The 23487-nt window shown below is 33.8% G+C and carries 22 protein-coding genes; 17 read left to right on the top strand and 5 right to left on the bottom strand.

The features are described from left to right. The first annotated feature begins 243 nt into the window (after window positions 1-243). The 4 genes from ACVCXO_RS11540 to ACVCXO_RS11525 all read left to right on the top strand — a co-directional run bounded on the left by ACVCXO_RS11540 (window position 244) and on the right by ACVCXO_RS11525 (window position 5238). Entirely contained in the window at window positions 244-717 is a 474-nt protein-coding gene (locus ACVCXO_RS11540) for a nucleoside deaminase (protein WP_452229740.1), read from the top strand. A 161-nt stretch (window positions 718-878) separates the two neighbouring features. Next, complete coding sequence (locus tag ACVCXO_RS11535; protein ID WP_452229739.1) at window positions 879-2288, top strand: FAD binding domain-containing protein; 1410 nt, start codon at window positions 879-881, stop codon at window positions 2286-2288. Next, window positions 2281-4611: a xanthine dehydrogenase molybdopterin binding subunit gene (locus tag ACVCXO_RS11530; protein ID WP_452229738.1), complete on the top strand. Its 2331-nt coding sequence runs from the start codon at window positions 2281-2283 to the stop codon at window positions 4609-4611. Before ACVCXO_RS11535 ends, ACVCXO_RS11530 begins: the two co-directional genes overlap by 8 nt. A 117-nt stretch (window positions 4612-4728) precedes the next feature. Further along, window positions 4729-5238: a hypothetical protein gene (locus ACVCXO_RS11525; RefSeq protein ID WP_452229737.1), complete on the top strand. Its 510-nt coding sequence runs from the start codon at window positions 4729-4731 to the stop codon at window positions 5236-5238. A gap of 171 nt (window positions 5239-5409) precedes the next feature. Here the strand turns inward: ACVCXO_RS11525 and ACVCXO_RS11520 are convergent, their stop codons facing one another. Genes ACVCXO_RS11520 through ACVCXO_RS11505 form a run of 4 tightly spaced genes read right to left on the bottom strand, consistent with a single transcriptional unit; the run spans window position 5410 to window position 8993 of the window. After that, on the bottom strand, window positions 5410-5895 hold the full coding sequence (locus ACVCXO_RS11520) for a nucleoside-triphosphatase (RefSeq protein WP_452229736.1): 486 nt from the start codon (window positions 5893-5895) through the stop codon (window positions 5410-5412). Continuing rightward, window positions 5892-6899 carry a hypothetical protein gene (locus tag ACVCXO_RS11515; RefSeq protein ID WP_452229735.1) on the bottom strand — a complete coding sequence of 336 codons (1008 nt, stop codon included), beginning with the start codon at window positions 6897-6899 and terminating at the stop codon, window positions 5892-5894. Before ACVCXO_RS11515 ends, ACVCXO_RS11520 begins: the two co-directional genes overlap by 4 nt. A gap of 58 nt (window positions 6900-6957) precedes the next feature. Beyond that, window positions 6958-7746: a xanthine dehydrogenase accessory protein XdhC gene (xdhC, locus tag ACVCXO_RS11510; protein WP_452229734.1), complete on the bottom strand. Its 789-nt coding sequence runs from the start codon at window positions 7744-7746 to the stop codon at window positions 6958-6960. A 5-nt stretch (window positions 7747-7751) separates the two neighbouring features. Continuing rightward, window positions 7752-8993, bottom strand: a complete 1242-nt coding sequence (locus tag ACVCXO_RS11505; RefSeq protein ID WP_452229733.1) for a cation:proton antiporter — start codon at window positions 8991-8993, stop codon at window positions 7752-7754. A gap of 149 nt (window positions 8994-9142) precedes the next feature. On the opposite strand from ACVCXO_RS11505, the gene ACVCXO_RS11500 reads away from it, so the two are divergent. From ACVCXO_RS11500 to ACVCXO_RS11440, 13 genes are all read left to right on the top strand, one after another. Next, on the top strand, window positions 9143-10597 hold the full coding sequence (locus ACVCXO_RS11500) for a membrane dipeptidase (RefSeq protein WP_452229732.1): 1455 nt from the start codon (window positions 9143-9145) through the stop codon (window positions 10595-10597). An 83-nt stretch (window positions 10598-10680) separates the two neighbouring features. Further along, window positions 10681-11016 carry an arsenosugar biosynthesis-associated peroxidase-like protein gene (locus tag ACVCXO_RS11495; protein ID WP_452229731.1) on the top strand — a complete coding sequence of 112 codons (336 nt, stop codon included), beginning with the start codon at window positions 10681-10683 and terminating at the stop codon, window positions 11014-11016. Window positions 11017-11196: 180 nt separating this feature from the next. Further along, complete coding sequence (gene arsS, locus ACVCXO_RS11490) at window positions 11197-12261, top strand: arsenosugar biosynthesis radical SAM (seleno)protein ArsS (RefSeq protein ID WP_452229730.1); 1065 nt, start codon at window positions 11197-11199, stop codon at window positions 12259-12261. A 22-nt stretch (window positions 12262-12283) separates the two neighbouring features. Beyond that, window positions 12284-13624 (top strand): sodium:solute symporter, encoded by a 1341-nt coding sequence (locus tag ACVCXO_RS11485; protein WP_452229729.1) that lies wholly within the window; start codon window positions 12284-12286, stop codon window positions 13622-13624. Window positions 13625-13652: 28 nt separating this feature from the next. Continuing rightward, window positions 13653-14480 carry a metallophosphoesterase family protein gene (locus ACVCXO_RS11480; RefSeq protein WP_452229728.1) on the top strand — a complete coding sequence of 276 codons (828 nt, stop codon included), beginning with the start codon at window positions 13653-13655 and terminating at the stop codon, window positions 14478-14480. Window positions 14481-14510: 30 nt separating this feature from the next. Continuing rightward, on the top strand, window positions 14511-15008 hold the full coding sequence (locus ACVCXO_RS11475) for a rhodanese-like domain-containing protein (RefSeq protein WP_452229727.1): 498 nt from the start codon (window positions 14511-14513) through the stop codon (window positions 15006-15008). A gap of 23 nt (window positions 15009-15031) precedes the next feature. Continuing rightward, on the top strand, window positions 15032-15646 hold the full coding sequence (locus tag ACVCXO_RS11470; RefSeq protein WP_452229726.1) for a TIGR04282 family arsenosugar biosynthesis glycosyltransferase: 615 nt from the start codon (window positions 15032-15034) through the stop codon (window positions 15644-15646). Next, window positions 15639-16451 (top strand): purine-nucleoside phosphorylase, encoded by an 813-nt coding sequence (locus ACVCXO_RS11465; RefSeq protein ID WP_452229725.1) that lies wholly within the window; start codon window positions 15639-15641, stop codon window positions 16449-16451. The genes ACVCXO_RS11470 and ACVCXO_RS11465 overlap by 8 nt, the downstream gene beginning before the upstream one ends. A 380-nt stretch (window positions 16452-16831) precedes the next feature. Continuing rightward, window positions 16832-17800, top strand: a complete 969-nt coding sequence (gene arsM, locus ACVCXO_RS11460; RefSeq protein ID WP_452229724.1) for an arsenosugar biosynthesis arsenite methyltransferase ArsM — start codon at window positions 16832-16834, stop codon at window positions 17798-17800. Window positions 17801-17948: 148 nt separating this feature from the next. After that, on the top strand, window positions 17949-18842 hold the full coding sequence (locus tag ACVCXO_RS11455) for a sterol desaturase family protein (RefSeq protein WP_452229723.1): 894 nt from the start codon (window positions 17949-17951) through the stop codon (window positions 18840-18842). Window positions 18843-18898: 56 nt separating this feature from the next. Next, complete coding sequence (locus ACVCXO_RS11450) at window positions 18899-19768, top strand: DUF547 domain-containing protein (protein ID WP_452229722.1); 870 nt, start codon at window positions 18899-18901, stop codon at window positions 19766-19768. After that, window positions 19761-20522 carry a TIGR04283 family arsenosugar biosynthesis glycosyltransferase gene (locus ACVCXO_RS11445; RefSeq protein WP_452229721.1) on the top strand — a complete coding sequence of 254 codons (762 nt, stop codon included), beginning with the start codon at window positions 19761-19763 and terminating at the stop codon, window positions 20520-20522. Before ACVCXO_RS11450 ends, ACVCXO_RS11445 begins: the two co-directional genes overlap by 8 nt. Window positions 20523-20595: 73 nt before the next feature. After that, window positions 20596-22110 carry a carboxypeptidase-like regulatory domain-containing protein gene (locus ACVCXO_RS11440; protein WP_452229720.1) on the top strand — a complete coding sequence of 505 codons (1515 nt, stop codon included), beginning with the start codon at window positions 20596-20598 and terminating at the stop codon, window positions 22108-22110. Between the two features lie 109 nt (window positions 22111-22219). Here the strand turns inward: ACVCXO_RS11440 and ACVCXO_RS11435 are convergent, their stop codons facing one another. Beyond that, window positions 22220-23485, bottom strand: a complete 1266-nt coding sequence (locus ACVCXO_RS11435; protein WP_452229719.1) for a POTRA domain-containing protein — start codon at window positions 23483-23485, stop codon at window positions 22220-22222. Between the last annotated feature and the right edge of the window lie 2 nt (window positions 23486-23487).

Genomic DNA, 23487 nt, shown 5'->3' with positions numbered 1-23487 from the left:
GGATCTTAAAAATACGCTATTTACTTGAAAAGTAAAAAGAATAAATCAAAAAAACCATATAGCCTCAGTAGAAGTCATAACACTAACGAATCAAACTAATCACTAATACAATCTTCTCTATACGCTAGCAAAAGCAATATTAAAAATAAGTACTCCTATTTTTCACACCTATTAAGTTTGAATTTCTTTTCTATTAATCACTATTTAAAAATAGTATATTAGCTTGTTAGAAAAAAAGACAAAATGAGTAATAAAGATCAATTTATGAAAGAAGCTGTAAACGCAGCTTTAAAAGGAATGAATAACAACGAAGGCGGACCATTTGGCTGCGTAGTTGTTAAAGACGGGAAAATTGTAGGCCGCGGAAACAACAAAGTAACCTCAACAAACGATCCTACGGCACATGCAGAAGTTACAGCAATTAGAGATGCTTGTAAAAATTTAGATTCTTTTCAATTAGATGGTTGCGAAATTTACACCTCTTGCGAACCTTGTCCAATGTGTTTAGGAGCCATCTATTGGGCTAGACCAGACAAAGTATATTATGGAAGCAATCAAGTAGATGCTGCAAATATTGGTTTTGATGACGAATTTATTTATAAAGAAATTCCACTACCTTATGCAGAACGAAGTATTCCTTTTGAGCAGTTAGCGCGTGAAATTGCATTAGAACCATTTCAAGAATGGACTAAAAAAATGGACAAAACAGAATATTAAATTGCAGACTAAGCCAGTTCGAATGTTTAGACTGCGCGAAAAATGTATCGAGAAGCTTTAGGACAGAGGAAGCTTTTCGATACAAAATTCCGAAAAAGGAAGTTCACTCGAAGTGACAATATAGTTAGATTTCTAATTCATTTATAATTGAAATAATTAACATGATTACCTTCATTTTAAATAACAAAACTATTAAAACACCAGAACATTCTGGAATGACTTTATTAGATTTTGTTCGTTACCAACAACGTCTCACAGGAACCAAAATTGGTTGTCGTGAAGGCGATTGCGGTGCTTGCACTGTTTTAGTTGGCACGTTAACAAACAATACCATAGAATACCAAAGTATCACATCGTGTATTTCTCCTTTAGGAAATGCGCACGGCAAACACATTGTAACGGTAGAAGGCACTAATCTTAAAAACAAATTAACCACTGCGCAAGAAGCAATGCGAGCAAATTACGCCACACAATGCGGATTTTGCACACCAGGTTTTGTGGTTGCTTTAACTGGTTTTGCTTTGTCAAATTCACAAAACAATTATAGCAACGCAATAGACGCCATTAGCGGAAACATTTGCAGATGCACTGGTTATAAAGCGATTGAAAAAGCAGCGCATCAAGTAGTTGAAAAACTAGAGAGTCAAGAAAAGAATTCTTTTAATTGGCTCATTGAAAATGAATTTATTCCAGACTATTTTGAAAGTATTCCTAAACGTTTAAAAGACATGGAGGTTGCTGATTTAAATCAACCTAAAGGAAAATATGTTTCTGGCGGAACCGATTTATATGTACAACAAGCAGATAATTTAGCAGGTAATAACGTACATCTTATTGCCGAAAAAGATTATTTAAAAGGGATTACCATTGCGAACGGAATGTGCACTATTGGTACAAATGCAACCGTTTCCGATTTATGGAATCATAAAAAATTAAACACCATTTTTCCAAACTTAAGAACACACTTAAAACTGGTTTCTTCAGAACAAATTAGAAATATGGCTTCCTTAGGCGGAAACTTAGTCAACGCTTCGCCAATTGGTGACATGACCATATTCTTTTTAGCACTTAATAGTACGATTACGATAATAGATTCCGAAGAAAAAGAAAGAACTATTCCATTAAATACATTTTATCAAGATTATAAAAAATTCGATTTACATACTGGAGAACTTTTAAAAGAAATTCGATTTAAGTTACCAACGAAACACTCTTTTTTCAATTTTGAAAAAGTCTGTAAACGAACCCATTTAGATATTGCAAGTGTAAATTCTGCAATACATATTTCTGTTGAAAATGAAACAATCACAGAAGCACACGTTTCTATTGGTGGCGTTGCTGCTATCCCGAAGTATTTACATGAAACCTCCGCTTTCTTAATTGGAAAACCGTTGACTACAGAAACTATACTGGAAGCCAACGAAATACTTCAAAAGGAAATTGCACCAATTAGCGATGTTCGTGGCACAACAGACTATAAACGTTTGCTTGCAAGACAGTTATTTTTTGCACATTTCACGGGATTATTTCCGAAGCTATTCACCTTAAACGATTTTGTTCAGCATGCATAAAAACAAATCCAATAAAGTCTTAGATTCTAAATTAGATGCCGTTTCTATTGCACTAAAGCAGAGCATTAAAAACTTAGATTCTTACACGCATGTGCGTGGAGAATCCTTATATGTAGACGATGTAAACATTAGACAAGGAACCTTTCACTGTGTAGTTTTCGACGCACCAAAAGCACACGGAAAAATAAAAAGCATTGATTATTCTAAAGCGGAAGCCTTGGAAGGTGTCGAACGTATTTTCACCTACAAAGATGTTCCTGGCGAAAACGAAATTGGTGGTATTATTGCTGACGAGCCTTTATTTGCAGAAGATGAAGTACATTTCTGGGGAATGCCAATTGCATTAATTGTTGCCGAATCGGAATTTATCGCAAGAAAAGCAAGAGGTTTAATTGAAATCGAAATTGAAGATTTACCAGTAATCACCACTGCAAAAGAAGCAAAAGCAAAAGGAAGCTTTATCAATGCACCCAGATCTTTTAGTTTAGGAGATACTGAAAAAGCATTTGCAGATTGCGATTATGTTTTTGAAGGGGAAACCTTTTCCAACGGACAAGAACATTTATACATTGAAGCACAAGGTGCTTATGCCGAACCATTAGAAAACGGCAATATAAAAGTAACTTCTTCTACACAAGGCCCAACGGCTGTTCAAAAAACTATTGCGAAAGTTTTGGGTATTGCCATGCATAAAATTGAAGTCGACGTCACTCGGCTTGGTGGCGGATTTGGAGGTAAAGAAGACCAAGCAACACCTTGGGCAGTAATGGCTGCTTTGGCCACTTACCATTTAAACCAGTCGGTGAAATTAATACTGAATCGCCATGACGATTTACGCATGACAGGTAAGCGTCATCCCTATGAAAGCACCTATAAAATCGGACTTTCAAAAGACTTAAAAATTATAGCCTACCAAACGGAGTTTTTACAAAATTCTGGCGCCGCAGCAGATTTATCTCCTGCCATTGCAGAACGCACATTATTTCACGCTACCAACAGTTATTACGTACCAAACGTGACCACAAAAGTATTGAGTTGCAAAACCAATTTACCTCCAAATACAGCTTTTCGAGGTTTTGGTGGACCACAAGGCATGTTTGTTATAGAATCTGCTATTGCGAAAGCTGCTCATGAAATTGGTGTCCCTGCTAGTCAAATTCAGGAAGCTAATTTACTAGATGAAAATGATACGTTTTCTTACGGACAAATAGCTACAAAAGTAGAAGCCAAAAACACTTGGAATTCTGCTAAAAACATATTTAATAGTAACGCTTTAGAACGCGATGTTGCAGACTTCAATAAAAACAATACCGCGTTTAAAAAAGGACTTTCGTTTATGCCTATTACTTTTGGTATTTCGTTTACCAATACACCAATGAATCACGCTCGTGCTTTGGTTCATATTTATTTAGATGGAAGTATCGGAATTAGTACTGCCGCCGTAGAAATGGGTCAAGGTGTAAATACAAAAATGATGCAAATTGCTGCGGATGTCTTTTCTATTTCCATTGAAAAAATCAAGATAGAAACTACCAATACCACAAGAGTTGCAAACACCTCTCCTTCTGCTGCGAGTTCTACTGCAGATTTAAACGGAAAAGCAACGCTAATGGCTTGTAACTCGCTTTTAGAACGGTTGAAAATAGTAGCTTCGGAAGATTTAAATGTTCCGGAAGACAGTATTACTTTAAAGGAAGAATTTATTTTTGTAAACGGAAAGAAATCCGATTTATCATGGACCAACCTCATCAGTTCTGCTATGTTAAAACGTGTTGCCTTAACGGAAAACGCACATTATGCGACACCAGAAATTCACTTCGACAAAACGAAAGAAAAAGGACATCCTTTTGCCTATCACGTTTACGGAACAGCAATAACCACAACAACTATAGATTGTACACGTGGTACGTATGCGTTTGACAGCGTTAAAATTGTTCACGATTACGGAAAAAGCATGAGTGAAGGTATTGATTTGGGACAAGTAGAAGGTGCATTAATTCAAGGAATTGGTTGGATGACCATGGAAGAAATCGCCTATAATAAAGATGGAAGATTACTATCGAACGCCTTGTCTACTTACAAAGTTCCAGATATCTTTTCGGTACCAAAAACGGTAGAAGTGATTCCTGTAGAAACGGAAGGAAATGACATGGCTATTTTAAAATCGAAAGCCGTTGGTGAGCCTCCTTTAATGTACGGGATTGGTGCTTATTTTGCGCTTCAAAATGCCATTAAAGCGTTTAATCCGAATTACGATTTAGAGTTTCATGCGCCAATGACTCCAGAGAAAGTTTTGATGGGTTTGTATGAAAACACGAAATAAAAACAATTGTCAGTTCGAGTGATTTGAGGAACGAAAATTGTATCGAGAACCTACGGAAACTAAATTCTTATTCTCGATACAAATTTTACTCATTTTCAATCGTAAAACTCACTCGAATTGACAAATTTAATTAAACCATTTTCTTTGCATTACAAAAAACAAAACATCCTTAAAGGTGCACTTATTTACAGTGCTGGAGATTCTATTGCTGCTTTCTTGCTAGACGAATTTTCATACCATCGTTTATTAGGAATGATGCTCATTGGCGCAACATTTTATGCTTTTGAAATCCCCAACTATTTTGATTGGATTGTTAAAAAGACCCAATTTTTAAAAGGTATAAAAGCTACACTAACCAAAACTGTTTTAGCTATTTTATACTTCAATCCACTTTGGATTGCTAGACATTTACTGTTTATTAAATTGTTCTCGGGAAAGTTTGAAGCGATTGGTTTTCATCTTTTAGAGATTGCCTTTTGGTCATTTTTGGTAAATATTCCTATTTCATTTACTGCGAATTATATTATTCAAAACCGATTTAAATTGAAATGGCGTTTTATGGGATCTGCTGTATTTTCGGCAATTATGGCCATTTATTACGCGTTGAGTGAGACGCTTTTTAGCTAGCACATAATTTTCACATGGACTAACACCCCTAAAGTCCCCTCAGCCTCAAAAGCCACTAAATAGACATGTCCCCTTGAGGGGACTTTAGGGGTGTTTATAAACCTTGTAGATATAAAAAGCCTAACAAGAAGAAATACCTACCAGGTTTTTAAAACCCTGCAAGACAAACAACTATTGAAAGGTTTCCAAATCTTCTTTTGTGAGAATCTTATATTCAGAAATAGCATAATGCTTCAACACGGCGTCCAACAAATAATCACGAACTACTACAATTACGTGATGTGCATTATCCTTTTTGAATCTAGAAATTAACGCTTCCGCGGAACGATGTAAACCTTCATTTCTTAATTCTAGTTTCCCTATTTCATCTATAATTAGATATTTATTTTCAGCTTCCGAAGCAATAGAAATCAAATAATCATTCGCTTCTTTAAAAGCAGGCTTTAAAAACTTAAAGTGCCCTATCCTAATGACGTCTTCAGATTCCGATTCCGTTTCAAGTTCAAATTCCTTTTTGGATTTCACTTTCAGAAAATAACGTTTTCCATCTTCATTATCCGGACATAACAATCCATCGACATCGTTTCGCGTTTTAGACCAATCTAATAAAGCGCTTGTTTTTCCAGATCTAATGGCTCCTGTGAGTATATAAATCATTTCGAAGGGATTTTAAAATGAATACAATTAGAAATGCTATTGGCTATAAAATATTTAAAACGCGTATAGCCTTTGAGCTGTTTGGTTTCTTTCCATGTACATGCAATTATTTGTCGGAAATACGGAAACAAATCCATCGCATTCGTAATATCTTCTTGGTACTTCGATTCCTTTTTAGCAAGATATTTCCGAATGAACTTCAATACAAAAGGTCCTAAAACCAAATACCAAAGCATTAAAAACAAAAAGCTTCTTGCAATAATATATATCGCTTTTTGCCATCCGAATAAAGCACCTCCAAAAAATGTAAAAGCCAAAACAATAATTGCAACAGTGATTAACCAAATCCAAATAACTTTAGACTTCATTCCCTTTTTAGTTTTTTTCTCTTCGGAAGTCATAACGGGAGATTTTAAATAGAAACTCGTTTCTTCTTTTTCAGAAATAATACCAATCATACTTTTAATAAAAAGTCCGGCTAGAAGTCCGCTAATTCCATAAACCAAAAGGTAGATACTAATTAAAACGGAAGTGGTAGATGTTTGGGTAATAAAGTTAATTTTTTCTTGAATCCAACTACCATAAATATTGATCGCTTCCCAAAAATCTGTACCATAAATAATGGTTAGTTTTAATAGTTTTTGAAGTGCAGATTGTAAGAAGGTTATCATTCCTAAAAGGATTAAAGTAATTCCTTTCCAAGAAAAATTAGAAAACAAAAATGCACCAAAAACAGCCTGAAAGCTTACAGAAACATAGGCTGTAAATGGCGAATACGGACTCACGGCCATTTTTATAATCAAGACAATTACTAATGCTTTTAAAATTGCTTGCCATTTGTTTTCGGCATAATATGCAATTAAGCTAATGAGTAAAATGGCTATTCCGCCAACAATTAATCCCGTAAATGGCGAATTAAAAACATGTAAAAAGCCACCAAGCCCAGACTCATTTAAAGCCCAAAGTGCGGTTAGTTTATCTATAATGGATTTGTTGTTTTTCATGTTTGCTTCCTGAGAAAATAGGAATCTAAATCTAATAATGATTAATTCGAAAACACCACTAAAGTCCCCTCGAGGGCACAATTTGATAATGCACTTGCAGTAATTGTGCAACTACGCTAATAGCAATTTCTTTTGGTGTATCTCCTCCAATATCTAATCCGATTGGGCAAACCACATTGGTCATACCTTCTGGAATATCCATCTCTTTAATAAGCATGTTATTAAACCGCACTTTCTTGGTTTTACTACCAATTAACCCTAGGAATTTGGTTTCGTTTTTTAGAGCCAGAGCTATAATATCAAAATCGATAGCGTGGTTATGCGTTAACACTAAAACGTAACAATTACTTCCCCAATTCACCGCGTCACTAAACGTTTTAAAATCGGTTTCCCTAGTTGGATGTGTGGCAATACTTTCGTCTAACTCAAGATTAGAAAACCAATCTTCACGAGAATCTATTAGATTTACTTTAAAAGGTGTGCCGACTAATAGCTTACAAATTTCCACTCCGATATGTCCTGCTCCAAATAAAAATAATTCTGAGGATTGATTCATGGGTTCTATGATAAATTCTACTTTTCCGCCACAGCATTGTTCAAATTCTGGACCTAAAGTGTAACTGGATTCTATAATTCTATTTTCGTTTAATGCAATAATCGCTTCATCAATTGCTTTATACTCTAGCTTTCCACCTCCAATGGTTCCGTGGATTACTTTATCTGCAGTAACTAGCATTCTAGAACCAACCACACACGGCGTTGACCCTAAACATTTAGTAACGGTAATAAACGCTACAGGTATATGTTTTTGTTTAAATTCGGATAAAAGCGTAATCCAGTTTTGCATAAAGTTTATTTGACTTCTAATTTTTTAATCAGCTTACCAACGGTCATCCCTTGAAATAATATAGAAAACACAACAACCACATAGGTAATTACTAAAAATAAATCACGTTCCATAACTTGCGTAAGACCTAAAGCTAATGCGATAGAAATTCCACCACGTAAGCCTCCCCAAGTCATAATTAAATTGGTTTTTGGCACGAAATCCAATTTCTTTTCAAAGAATTTTATAGGCACTAATAAGGAAATATATCTACACAATAACACCAAAGGTATTGCTATTAACCCTGCTAATAAATATTCCATTTTAAAAGTTAAAACAAGCATTTCCATTCCAATTAAAACAAATAGAATCGTATTTAAAAGAATATCGATTAGCTCCCAAAACTTATCTACATAGGCTTCTGTGGTTTCCGACATTGCGTTATCTCTAACGGTGTCATTACCAACAACTAAACCAGCAGTGACCATTGCTAAAGGAGCAGAAATATGCAACTTTTGCGCCAATACCGTTCCTGCCATAACCGCTGCTAATGTGATAATTACTTCAATATCATAATCGTCAATAGACTTCATCAATCTATACGTAATCCATCCTAAAATTAAACCTAAAGCAATACCACCAATAACTTCTAAACCAAATAATTCAACGACTTCTAAAGCGCTAACATTTTCAATGCCTAAGTCGGCAATTTTATAAATGGTTAAAAATATTACAACGCCAACACCATCATTAAATAAAGACTCTCCAACAATCTTGGTTTCCAATCTTTTTGGCGCTCCTGCTTGTTTTAGTATTCCTAAAACAGCAATAGGATCTGTAGGTGATATTAAAGCACCAAATAACAAACAGTAAATAAAATCCACATGTAACCCAACAATTGGCAGTGCATAAAACATAATAACCCCAACTAAAAACGTAGAGATTAAAACACCAAATGTAGCAAATGCTAAAACGGGCCATCGCTGCACTTTGAGCTGCTCAAAGTTGGTATGTAAAGCTCCCGCAAAAAGCAAAAAACTCAACATTACATCTAATAAAACGGCTTTAAAATCGATTTGTGTAATGATAAATTTTTCTGCATTTAGTAAAGTATCATCAAAATAACTTAGTACAAATACGGCAAAAGTAAACAGAATTGTAATTAGCATTAAGCCAATAGTGTTTGGCATTTTTAAAAATCGTACATTTATATAGCCAAAAACAGCAGACATAAGCACTAATATAGAGGTGATTACGAAATAATCCATAGATTTTATATTTATTGCTAAATTAAAAATTTATATCTTTTAACTATCATTAATTCCATATTAAGAAACGAGCATGCTAATAACGCATTACACCAACAAATATTTAATAGCGAACAGCATGTGGAAATAAAAACAATACATAGAAACAAATGAAAAGGGCATATATAGATTTGCATTGTCATCCAGCTTTAAAACCGTATGGCAAGAGTTATAAATACGAACCAACAAAACAAAACCACTTAAATGCGGGAAGAAAAAATTCTATTTGGCATTATAGTCCGCCAAACTTCCTAGAGCGTCAAGTAAATAAAATATTAACCTTAACTAAATTCACACAGACAGATTTAAGTGCTTTGGCAAAAGCGAATTGCCAAGTCGTTGTGATTTCATTATATCCATTTGAAAAACATTTTTTAAAGGATAGAATGTTAGGTTTTAAGTTCATTTCTGATATTTTAACAAACCTCGCCGCTGGCGTAAGTCATTCCAGAATTGATAATATTAGAAGTCATAAAAGTTACTTCCAAGATTTAAATTTTGAATATGAATACTATTTACAGCTTGATAATTTTGCTCAAAAAATAGATGGTATTACCTACACCTACAGAATGACGAATAGTTTTTCTGAAGTAGAACAAAACATAGAAAAATCTACAGATACTAGAAAAATAATTAGTCTCATACCAACTATAGAAGGCGCTCATGCTTTTGAAACCGGATTACTTTTAGACAAAAATATGGCGGACGAGCAAACCGTTTTAAGCAATATAGAAGAAGTAAAAAACTGGGCACACAAACCACTTTTTATCACCTTAGCACATCACTTTTATAATGAAATTTGCGGACATGCAAGAAGCATTAATATTGGCGCAATAAAAGACAATCAAAACCGCGGACTAAATACAGACATTACCGAGTTAGGCTTTAAAGTAATAGATAAACTTTTAGACAAAACCAATAACAAACGCATACTCATAGACGTAAAACACATGAGCACCGCTGCAAGAAAAACCTATTATAATTTACTAGAAACTACTTATGCAGATCAAAATATTCCAATAATAGTAAGTCATGGCGCTGCAAATGGAAAACGCTCTATTGAAGAATGGGACAAAAAAGATTCCGCTTTAAGTGGAGCATTTAGTGATTTAGATATTAATTTTTATGATTCCGAAATCCTTCGTATAGCAAAATCTAAAGGAATCTTTGGCTTGCAACTAGACGAACGACGCATAGGAAGCAAAAAAGCAGTAAAGAGTTCCAGAATTTACATGCCAAACAAAAAAAGTCGATTACGAAACAAATCTGAACTCATCTGGAACCAATTACAACATGCCGCAGAAATACTAAACAAGAACAATATTTTTTGTTGGGAAACGCTAGCTATAGGATCCGATTTTGACGGTATCGTAAATCCGATAAAAGGACTTTGGACCAGCGAAAACATCAAAGACATAGAACCCTATTTGGTAGAAAGAGCCGATGCGTATTTAAAAGATCACAAGCAAAATTTAATTCCTATCAACCAGATTTCAGGACAAGAAATAATAGATCGCCTCTTATTTTTAAATGCCGAAACTTTTTTAAAAACCAACTTCAAATAAATTTATTTTTTTGTTAAGTTCCCCACATTTTATCGACATAAACTGTATATTCCTTTTTTAGGAATACATTTTAAAACGACAAGATGCAAAAAACATATTACGATCCTTCCGATTTAAAAAAATTTGGTAAAATCACCGAATGGAGTGAAGAATTAGGAAATAAATTCTTCGATTATTACACAAAAGTATTTGAAGAAGGCGCATTAACAGCACGTGAAAAATCACTGATAGCCTTGGCTGTTGCTCACACCGAACAATGTCCGTATTGCATTGACGCCTACACCAAAGACGGCTTGCAACGTGGCATCACCAAAGAGCAAATGATGGAAGCAATACATGTTGGCGCAGCAATTAAAAGCGGCGCAACCTTAGTACACGGCGTTCAAATGATGAATAAAGTCAATAAATTAGATGGTTAAAATTAGGGCGTTACACTACTCCGTAAAAACTACGTAGTGTCGGGCTTTCCAATACAATCTTTTGCAAAAAAGCAAAAGGATTTCCTTTTTAATCCCTAACGCAGAAAGCCTCACCAAGTGAGGAACTCATGAAAACAAGTAGCAATAATAAAAAGATTCCCACCTTCGTGGGGAATACATATGCCGAAATCAAAAACACAATCCCTTCATAAACAAGAAAGCGAACTAGCAGTTGCTAACAAACAATTAGAAATACTCTCTAACGGAATATTTCAAAATGGAGAGTTACCAACTTTTGCAAAAAAAATAAAAGAGACAAATCAGTTTCCTTTACGCGCAAAAAAACTAGAAATACTTCAGATTAATGTTGGTTATATGTGCAATCAAGTATGCACGCATTGTCATGTAGACGCTGGTCCAGACAGAAAAGAAATCATGACGGCAGATACCATGAAACAATGTCTTGAGGTTATTAAAACTACAGGAGCACATACTTTAGACTTAACAGGTGGCGCACCAGAAATGAACCCGAATTTTAAATGGTTTGTAGAAGAAGCATCTAAAGCAGGAATTAAAGATTTCATTGTTCGTTCTAATCTAACTATTATTCGAGCAAACAAAAAATATTATGACTTACCAGAGTTTTTCAAAAAACACAATGTGCATGTCGTTTCTTCTATGCCACATTGGACTAAAGGAAAAACAGACAAGCAACGTGGTGAAGGTGTGTTTAGTCAATCGATACAAGCCTTACAACAACTAAACGCTGTAGGCTATGGAATGCCAGACAGCGATTTAAAATTAGATTTGGTCTACAATCCTTCCGGAGCATTTTTACCTGGAGATCAAGCAGCATTAGAAAGTGATTTTAAAAAGGCCTTAGATCAAGATTTTGGTATTCAATTTCACAATCTATTTGCTATTACTAATTTACCAATTAGCAGGTTTTTAGATTATCTTATAGCTTCCGAAAACTACGAAGATTACATGTATTCTTTAGTCGAAGCGTATAATCCTTCCGCAGTAGCAAACGTAATGTGTACCAATACTATTTCCGTAAGTTGGGATGGTTATTTATACGATTGCGATTTTAATCAAATGTTAGAATTACCAGTTAATAGCACATCGAAACACATTTCAGACTTTAATGAAGAATTATTGGAAGGACGTGATATTATCATCTCGCAACATTGCTATGGCTGTACAGCTGGAGCAGGAAGTAGTTGTCAAGGCGTAGTTGCATAAAATATATACTTTTTAAATTTCAATGAACATAATCGACTACCAATGGGCATTGATTCTAATATCGAGCTTAGTTCTCTTTTTCCTATCTCCGTTAGCTAAAACTACAGATGCTTTTTTTAAAGCGATCCACAAAAAGAAGGCGCCAAGCACATTGGTACTTACAGGAAGTCTAATTATTTCTTGGATTTTTGCCAAGAGCATTACCAATGCCGCGAACCTAGGATTAGATTATGGTATTGTTGGCGGTGTAGCCTATGCTGGATATTATTTATCTTTCGCAGTAGCTGGTATACTTATTTATAAAATACGTACAGTTGGCGGGTTTAAAAGTATTCATGAATTTTTAACCACCAAATTTGGCAAGGGAGCGATGGTTTTGTTTTCTGTATTAATTGCTATTCGTTTGTTTAATGAAGTTTGGAGTAACACCATGGTAATTGGGACTTATTTTGGAGAAACAGGCAGTACGAACTACTATTGGGCAATTATAGTTTTCACAGCATTAACTTTGGCCTATGCCATTAAAGGTGGCTTGAGTAGTTCTATTTTTACAGATAGTATTCAAATGGTATTATTTGGTATATTATTATTGATCATTCTATGGCATATCTTTTCCATGGACAGCTTTAGCGTAACAGACGTTATTACTTCTGGTACTTGGAGTTTTGAAATGGGTTTAAATCTATTTTTCGCAGCCATTATTCAATCGTTTAGTTATCCGTTTCACGATCCTGTTTTAACAGACAGAGCATTTATAAGTACGTCAAAAGCAACACGAAAAAGCTTTTTATGGGCAAGCGTATTAGGAGCAATTTGCATTATACTTTTTAGTATTATAGGCGTCTACGCGCGAACTCAAGGTTTAAAAGGACAAGCAGCAGTAGAAGTCGGTAAAGCATTTGGTATTATCATCTTATTAGTAATTAATTTTATAATGATAATCTCGGCAGCATCTACTTTAGACTCTACTTTTTCCTCTTTTTCAAAATTACTTTCTATAGATTTAGGTTTCTTAAAAGACCTAACTTTTGGAAGAGCTTCCATGGCAGCAATAGCCATTTTAGGTACGTTACCTGTTTTTTTTAATATCGAAATACTTTCGGCAACCACCATATCGGGAACGATGGTTATTGGACTAACGCCATTATTTCTATTTTGGAACATTAAAGTCCCAAAAATAAGTTTCTATCTTAGCGTGATTACCGGATTATTATTTGGTTTTGTATTGGTTTTTAATATTTTCCCAGAAGCTTTAATTTTTACTAAAGGAAAGTATGCCGATTTACTTTGGGTTAATATTTGGGGGATTTTAAGTTGTACTATTTTATATTTCATTCCGAAATGGATCCAGCTAGATAAATAATAAGATCTCCTCTTTTGCAAAAAATGACATGAACAAGAATATCGTTGACATAGGAAAATTATCAGGAAAAGTACTGCTATTTGGTGGTGTCTATAGCAACCTACAAGCATTAGAAGCCTTAATTGCTGTAGCCAAAACCGAAGGTATTCCGCCAGAAAACTGTATTTGTACAGGAGATATTATTGGCTATTGCGCGCAACCGGAAGAAACGCTACAGACCTTTATAAAATGGAAAGCGAAGAGTATTGTTGGTAATGTTGAAATACAATTACGGGATGCGCAAGAAGATTGTGGTTGTGATTTTAAAGAAGGTTCGCGATGTGATAATTTCTCACAACAATGGTATCCGTATGCCCAAAGGATGCTTTCTAAAAATTCTATGGATTACTTGCAAACGCTTCCAGACCACATTACTTTTTCTTTAGGCAATCAAAAAATAACAGTGGTACATGGTTCTTTTTTTAATGTTTCCGAATTTATATTCCACTCCACTCCTTGGGAAAACAAAGCCCCAAATTTTGAAGCTACCCAAAGTGACCTTATAATTGCTGGTCATTGCGGATTACCATTCCATACTAAAAACAACAATAAACACTGGATAAACCCTGGCGTAATTGGCATGCCTGCTAATGATGGAGCGCCAAGCGTTTGGTTTAGTATTTTAGAAGATACCACAAAACCTTTCCGTGTTCATTTCCATAGGCTAGATTATAACCATATATTAACAAGCACATTCATGCAAAACGGATTATTACCAGAATCGTATGCGAAAACAATTGTTTCCGGTATTTGGGACAACATGGAAATTTTACCAGAAGCAGAAAGACAATTACAAGGAAAACCTATTGAATTGTAAGGTTCTACATATTATTTATACTAATTAAAAATGCGAAAACTCTTTATATTATCTATTTTACTTTTAAGTTTTTCGGCACATAGCCAAGAAACCATTAAAGAACTTCTTATCCTGCATAACACCAAAAGTGTTCCCTATGTTTCTGTTCAAGAGCTAGCGATGCCTAAAACGCAAGCCATTATTTTAGACGCAAGAGAAATAGAAGAATATAAGGTTAGTCATATTAAAGACGCTTTGCATGTAGGTTATGATCACTTCAATTTAAATGAAACAACAACGCGTTTAAAGAACAAGCAGCAACAAATAGTTGTATATTGTTCGTTAGGCATTCGTTCTGAAAAAGTCGCAGAACAACTTAAAAAAGCCGGATATACAAACGTTCTTAATTTGTATGGCGGAATTTTTGAATGGAAAAACAACAACTTCATTGTATACAATATGGAAGAGGAAGAAACCGAAGACATACATACATTTTCTAAAGCATGGAGCAAATGGCTTTTAAAAGGGAATAAAATATATAACGACTGATAACTGCTAACAAAACAACTAATTTGAAAAACAAAAACCTCATAATTGTATTTACAAGAAACCCAGAACTCGGGAAAGTAAAAACACGTTTAGCAAAAACTATTGGAGACGCTTCTGCATTACATATTTATAGCTTTTTATTAGAACACACCGAAAAAACGATTAGAAACATAGATAGCGACAAAGCAGTTTATTATTCAGAAAAAGTTAGAGATCAAGATATTTGGGATAATTCCGCATACCAAAAACACCAACAAAAAGGAGATGATTTAGGAGAGCGAATGCTTCATGCATTTCAAAACGCCTTCCAAAACGGATACGAAAAAGTACTTATTGTTGGTAGCGATTTATTCGACTTAAAAGAAAAACACATAGACGAAGCATTTCAAAAATTAGAAATCAGAGATGTTGTTATCGGCCCAGCAAAAGATGGTGGTTACTATTTATTAGGAATGAAAACAGTGCATACCGAAGTTTTTGACAACAAAGCATGGGGAACTTCATCCGTTTTTAAAGACACGATGAAAGATTTACAAAAATTTAAAATTCATCAACTAGAAAAGTTAAATGATATTGATACTTTTGAAGATATGGAGCATAATTCCACTTTAAAAAAACTAATAATTACAAATGATTAAATTTATAAACGAAACTGTAGCATACCTTCAAGAAAAGGGTTTCGACAAACCAGAAGTAGGAATTATTCTTGGTACTGGACTTGGAAAACTCATTGATGAAATAGATATACTTGCAGAAGCAAGCTATAATCATATTCCAAATTTCCCAACAGCAACCGTAGAGTTCCATAAAGGAAAACTTATTTACGGCGTTTTAGCAGGAAAAAAAGTAGTGGTTATGCAAGGGCGTTTTCATATTTATGAAGGATATTCATTACAAGACGTAACCTATCCTGTTCGTATTATGGAAAAATTAGGCATCACCACCTTATTGGTTTCTAATGCTTCTGGAGCAATAAACACGGACTATAAAAAAGGGGAATTAATGTTAATTGAAGATCATATTAATCTTCAAGGTGGTTCTCCTTTGGCATTTAAAGGGGTTTCCGATTTAGGAGAGCGTTTTACAGATATGAGCGCTCCTTATGATGCAAAAATCAATGCAAGCTTTAAAGCTATTGCACAAGCAAACAATATAACATTGCACGAAGGTGTTTACACAAGTGTTGTTGGTCCGCAATTAGAAACAAGAGCAGAATACAGAATGCTTAAAATTATTGGTACCGATGCTGTTGGTATGAGTACCGTTCCAGAGATTATTGTTGCCAATCATTTAAAATTAAAAGTAGCAGCAGTATCTGTTTTAACAGATGAATGCGACCCAAACAACCTAAAACCTGTAAATATTAATGAAATCATTGCCATGGCTGCGAAAGCAGAACCAGACATGATTACATTATTTAAAGAATTGATAAAAAGTATTTAGTAAAATAATTAGGGCGTTACCACAAGGGTCTGGCTTTCGGCAGTCGCTCTCTGCGAGGAGCTCCAACAAAGCCTCAATCCTTAACGCGCTTACTAGGATGAAAAAAACATAGGATTTGACTTTTAAAGGCAAAAAATCAAGTCCCAAATCAATGCCTAAGCATTGACCATTGAAATGCAGAATATAAAAATTAAATCGTAAAAAATTTTTGAAGCCTTGGAAAAAATTTAGATTTAGTTTTTGGTTTTTATTCCCAATAAAGGAATAAAAAATTCCTCATTTCAATTTGATTTTTTGATTCGTTTTGTATCCAGACAAAATGAATATAAAATAATATTAATAATTAATAAAAAGATTCCTGCCTACGCAGGAATGAAAACATGAGTTACCTAGAAACCACACACGACGTATACAAAGAAGCAGCATTAACACCAGATGTTGGATTATGCTGCACCACTAACCCGATTTGGGAATTACCAGGATTAAAAATCCCGAAAATCATGCAAGAGATGAATTACGGCTGTGGTTCTACGGTACATGCTCGTGATTTAACCAATAACCCAAAAATGCTTTATGTTGGTGTTGGTGGCGGAATGGAACTTTTACAATTCGCATATTTTAATCGCCAAAAAGGTGGTGTTGTAGGTATTGATGTTGTAGACGAAATGCTTGAAGCTTCTCGTAAAAACTTTATCGAAGCCGAAGCACAAAATCCTTGGTTTAAATCGGAATTTGTAGACCTTGTAAAAGGAGATGCATTAAACCTTAATGTAGCAGATAACTCTATCGATGTTGCTGCGCAAAACTGCTTATTCAATATTTTTAAAGCGGAAGATTTAAAGAAAGCCATAGAAGAAATGTATCGTGTTTTAAAACCACATGGAAAACTGGTGATGAGTGATCCTACTTGTGAGCAACCAATGAATGATACTTTGCGTAACGACGAAAGACTAAGAGCTTTATGCCTAAGTGGAAGCTTACCAATTGCCGAATACGTAAAAGCACTAACCGATGCTGGTTTTGGAACTATTGAAATTCGCGCTAGAAAACCATATAGAATTCTAGACCCTAAAAATTACCCAACAGACGAATTGATTTATATTGAATCTATCGAAGTTGCTGCTATAAAAGATCCAATGCCTAAAGACGGACCTTGTATTTTTACTGGAAAAGCTGCTATTTATTATGGCGACCAAGATTATTTTGATGATAAAGAAGGACATATCTTATTAAAAAATCAACCATTGGCAATTTGCGATAAAACTGCAAATGCATTACAAGCACTAAACAGAGATGATATTTATTTTTCAGAATCTACTTTCCATTATGATGGTGGCGGTTGTTGTTAGGCGATAATATCATTCCTGCGAAAGCAGGAATCTCATGAATAAAACTAAAATAAATGCATAATATATTTAGTGTCATTTTGAGTGTAGTCGAAAACCTTAAAAGAAATAATTTATTATAAATAAGATTCCTGCCTTCGCAGGAAATAACATGGAAAAATACATAGACATCATAAAAAATTCCTATTCGGGATATTTCAATTATCTAAAGAACGAGCTAATTACGCTTAACCATTGGGATAATTATTTTTACGGATTAATTGTAATTTCTTTAGTTGTTTGGGGTTTAGAAATTGCTTTCCCTTGGAGAAAGAATCAATCTATTTTTAGAAAAGATTTTTGGCTGGATACTTTTTATATGTTTTTCAATTTCTTTATATTGAATCTCATTGTACTTATTGCTTTATCCAATACAGCTGCAACATTTTTTAATGATATTTTAGCCATAGTCGGTTTATCCATTTCTAGCTTCCAGTTGTTTGATGTAGATAATTTGCCAAGAGTTTTAGGCCTATTTATTTTCTTTATGGTTAGCGACTTTATGCAATGGAATACGCATCGTTTATTACATCGTGTTCCTATGTTTTGGAACTTCCATAAAGTACATCATTCGGTGAAAGAAATGGGCTTTGCAGCACACTTACGTTACCATTGGATGGAACCTGTAATCTACAAATCTATACTATATATTCCTATCGCAATTATTGGTGGTTTTGATGCGCAAGATGTGGCAATAGTTCACTTTTTCGCGATTACTATCGGCCATTTAAACCACGCCAATTTAGGTTGGGATTATGGCTTTTTAAAATATGTGTTTAACAATCCGAAAATGCATATTTGGCATCATGTAAAAGAACTTCCGGAAGGAGCAACACATGGTATTAACTACGGCATTACTTTAAGTATTTGGGATTATCTTTTTAAAACCAACCACATACCTTATGACGGCAGAGACATAGAACTTGGATTTGAAGGAGATGAAGATTTTCCAAAAGATTTTATTCATCAAGAATTATATCCTTTAAAGAAAAACACTTCTAAATAATGAGCTTCTTATGTAAGGGAAAGTACTAAGAATTGACAAAGAAATAAACAAATAACATGAAATACTTTAGTATTATTCTTTTTGCAATTCTAATCAGCTCTTGTTCTTCTACCAAACAAGTAATACCCAATAATGAAGTAAAAAAAGAAGAAATTAGTGCTATTGAGACTGAGGATGTATCTCCGAAAACAGACGCAGAAGTAGTTATAGAAAAAGAAATACCAGAGCCACCTCAAGCTCCTAAAATAGAAGTGGTAGATGCTATTGACGATTATGCTCCTGAAGCTTTTAATCATCACTCATGGCATACTTTATTACAAAAAAATGTAACGGAATCTGGTAATGTAAACTACCTAGATTTTAAAAACAATCCAACAGCATTACGTGCTTACATCGATTCTTTGGCAGCGAATATGCCTACAGAAAATTGGAACAGTCAAGACAAACTTGCCTATTGGATTAACGCCTACAACGCATTAACCGTAGATTTAATTATTAGAAATTATCCTGTAAAAAGCATCAAAGACATTAAAGATCCTTGGGACCAACGCTTATGGAAACTTGGTGAAAAGTGGTACAATCTAAACGAAATTGAGCATGAAATTTTACGTAAAATGAATGAACCTAGAATTCATTTTGCTATTGTTTGCGCCTCTTTTTCTTGTCCGAAATTACAAAACGAAGCCTTTACCGCTTCCAAATTAGAGGAACAACTAACCAATGCTACCAAAGCATTTTTGGGAGATTCGAATAGAAATGAAATAGCTTCCGATAAAATTAAAATCTCGAAGATTTTTCAATGGTTTTCAAAAGATTTTAAACAAGATGGAGATCTTATTGATTTCTTAAATACGTATTCCGAAGTAGACATTTCTTCCAACGCTAAAAAAAGCTATAAAGATTATAACTGGGATTTGAATGAGTAAAATTTCCATTATTATTCCAATGTTAAATGAAGCAGAAAACATTAAAAATCTGCTGGCACATCTATTGGAAAATAGTACTCCCAAAAATATTGCAGAAATACTTGTAGTGGATGGCGGAAGTACAGATGGTTCGCAAAAAATCGTTACTAATTTTGGGGCTGTTGTCACCTCGAGCGAAGCCGAAAGGACTCCAATAGGTTTCGACTGCGCTCCACCAAACATCTACCTAATTAATTCCGGAAAAGGAAGAGCTAAACAAATGAATCTTGGAGCAAAAGCAGCTTCCGGAGATCTTTTATATTTTTTACATGCAGACTCTTTTCCGCCGAAAAACTTTGATAAACTACTACTAAATGAAGTTGAAAAAGGAAATCCTGCCGGTTGTTTTAGGCTTCAGTTTAAAAGTAATCATTGGTGGTTAGGTTTAGCGAGTTGGTTTACTAGATTCCACTGGAAAGCTTGTCGTGGTGGCGACCAAAGTCAGTTTATCACCAAAAAATTATTCCAAGAAATTGGTGGTTACAATGAGACCTTCACTATCTACGAAGACTATATTTTAATTAATGCGCTCTACGCGAGGAAGGAATTTGTAGTCATTAATGCAAAGATTCAAACCTCAGCAAGGCTATATGAAATACATGGCGTCTGGAAATTACAATATCATTTTTGGATGATTTATATTAAGAAATGGTTTGGTGCAAGTGCGGAAGATTTATATGCGTATTACAACAATTACATAAATGTTAAAAAGTAATAAAATTTACTTAAGATTAAATTAAAATTAATGTTTAGGTATTCACAATATATATATTCGTAAAAAAATATAGATGAAACACCTCTACTTCAGCCTTTTATTATTCTTTGGCATTATAAACCTTTCTCATGCGCAAGATTTAATTGCAGCAAAAATAATAGACTCTATAACCCAAAACCCAATACCTTATGCAACAATTTCGCTAAATAACACAAGCGGAGTTATAAGTAATGATTTTGGGGTTTTTCATTTAAATATCCATAAAAAATTCACTAAAACAGACTCCTTATTCATTAGTTGTTTAGGTTATAAAACGAAACAACTATCTATTCAAAGCGTCACAGATAGTATTATTACTTTAAGTCCGAAATCTATTGACTTAGACGAGGTTTTAATTAGCAATAAAAATTATTCCATGGATGAGATTATAGACTTCATAAAAGACAGTTTACCAACAAACTATAGTCATGATCTACAAAAAAGCAAACTATTTTTCAGACAATCATACCACTCGAATATTGTAAAAAATAATGTTGTCATTGAAAAAACAACCATTCCAGAATTCAATCAAAATTTCATAGATAGTATATTACGAGTATTACCTAAAAAATCGAGTAATTACACAGAAATCCTAGGAGTACTTTATAAAAATAATGACACAGATGCTATTAGTAAATTAGATATAATAAAAGCTTCCGAATTATACGATAAAAACAATGAAATAGATTCAGAAAAACTCGAAGAAAAGTTTAATGCCATTGCAAGAAAACATATAAAAAGAGACTCTTATTTTAAAATAAAATCAGGTTGGTTTGGAACAAAAACAGAAATAGATTCTTCCCTTTTTGAAACTCCAGAAGACAAAGAATCTGTAGCATATTTAGAGGCTAAAAAAAAGGAAGAAAAAGAGCGTAAAGAAAACTTTTTAAAGTACAGAAAAATAACAATATCTAATTTAGAAAATAAAGGATTTTTAAATGAAGACTCCAACCTAAACATCATTCACAAGTCAAATAGATACGAATTTGAATTATTAGACTATGCTTTTTTAAATGGTAATTTTGTTTATAAAATTGCTTTTAAACCAAAACGAGGTGAAGATTATAAAGGCACGATGTATGTTAATACAGATGATTTCGCTATTATTCGTTTAGATTATGAAAACGTAAAAGCACTTCGAGATTTTAGTCTATTAGGAGTATCTGTAAACCATTATTTACAAAGAGGTACAATCATTTACGAAAAAAACAAAGCAGATAAATATGCATTAAAATATTTTGAAATTGTGGATGGCGAGAATGTTGGAATTAAAAGACCAATAAGGATTATAGAAAAGAATAAAAATGTAAAAGGAAGACGTAAACAAAATGAGGTTTCTGCAAACATAAATTTAAAAATAACAAACATTAACAAAAAAGAATTAGTTGTTTTTGAAAACGATAATATTACCAAAGAGACTTTTAATAATTTTAAAGAAAAAGCAGCTATTAAGCCAACTTATTTACCACACTACGATCCTGATTTCTGGAAAGGATATAACGTAATAGAACCAAATCAAGCAATTAAAGATTTTAAAAGTATCGAGTAATTCAAGTTAATATCTGGAAATTACAATATCACTTCTTGGCTATTTATATAAAGAAGGCTTTGGGTGCTTCCGCGGAAGATTTATATGCCTATTACATAAAGCATATCCGCTAAAAATATTGCCCAATACCAAAAACTAAACCTTGTGTTTCACCTTTAGTAATTCCGAAGCCATAATCTATTCTAAAAATAGCATTAAAGATGCGTTTATGTATAAATCTAAAACCAAACCCAGGATATACTCTAATATTTTTGGATTCCCCAAAATCGCCAAAACCACCACCAGGATTTCGCCAAGTACCAGCATCTATAAAAGCATTCCCTTGAATGGCTAACCAATCTTTATCTAATAGCGTGTGTCTATATTCGGTATTCACAACGATAGCTCCTGTACCTCTATCAATGGTATTACCAACACCTCTTAAATTGACATTATTATCTACAGAAAAAGGAGCAAATGGCGTTTCATCATTAGTTGCTAAACCAACGCGCAATCTACTTGCCCAATTTCCTTTATTTCCTACTCTTTTGTAATAATGTAAATCATTCCATCCAATTACAAAATCAGAGCCATCTGGACTAGTTGCAGTTACATATTGAAAATTAAACAAGCTTCTAAATCCGGATACATACTGGTAATCATAATCTAGACTATTAAATTCATAAATACCTTTATAGAGTACTTTATTAATAGACAATTCTTGTGGCACGGAAGGATTAGTAGCGCCATTTATATATTTATATTCTTCTAGAAAATAATTTATACCAACTTCAAAGCGGTTTTTAAAATTAGGTTGATACAATGCTAAAACTTCATACGATTTATTCTTGTACTTGTAATTAGCAGTAGTTCCATCAAAGAAAACCGGTTCTTCCGTATTTAAGTTTTGATGATTGATTGCTAAACCAAATGCTCTACTAAACAGGAAAGGTGCTCTAAAATTTATACCATAGGAACTAAAGATATCTTTCTGATAAAACCCGCCAAAAATAATATTCTGACCTAATGCATTAAACTCATAAACACCCAAACGATAAGCAAACTCGTCATCATTTGTGGTATAAATACTTACCGACGGAATAATGGTAAAATTCTCTTCTATATTATAAAACACATTATAACTATTATCATGCGAAAGAAACACTTGATAATACGCATGTGCAACAGCTGGCAAACGTTTTAATCGTTTAATATCTTCTTCTAAAATAGTGGAATCTAAAACTTTTCCTGCTTTGGCTTTAGAGATTTTTTTAACTAGGGACGTTTTTAGCTTTTTGTTTCCTTGAATTTTTAAGTCCGAAATCATTTTATCCTGACCTACAGCAATAGTAGATATAAAAGCAATAATTAGTATGACTATTTTTCTATAGAGCATCT

Source organism: Lacinutrix sp. MEBiC02404 (assembly GCF_053601575.1).
Note: the sequence above shows the minus strand (reverse complement) of the source record. Positions and strands in the feature narration are given on the sequence as shown.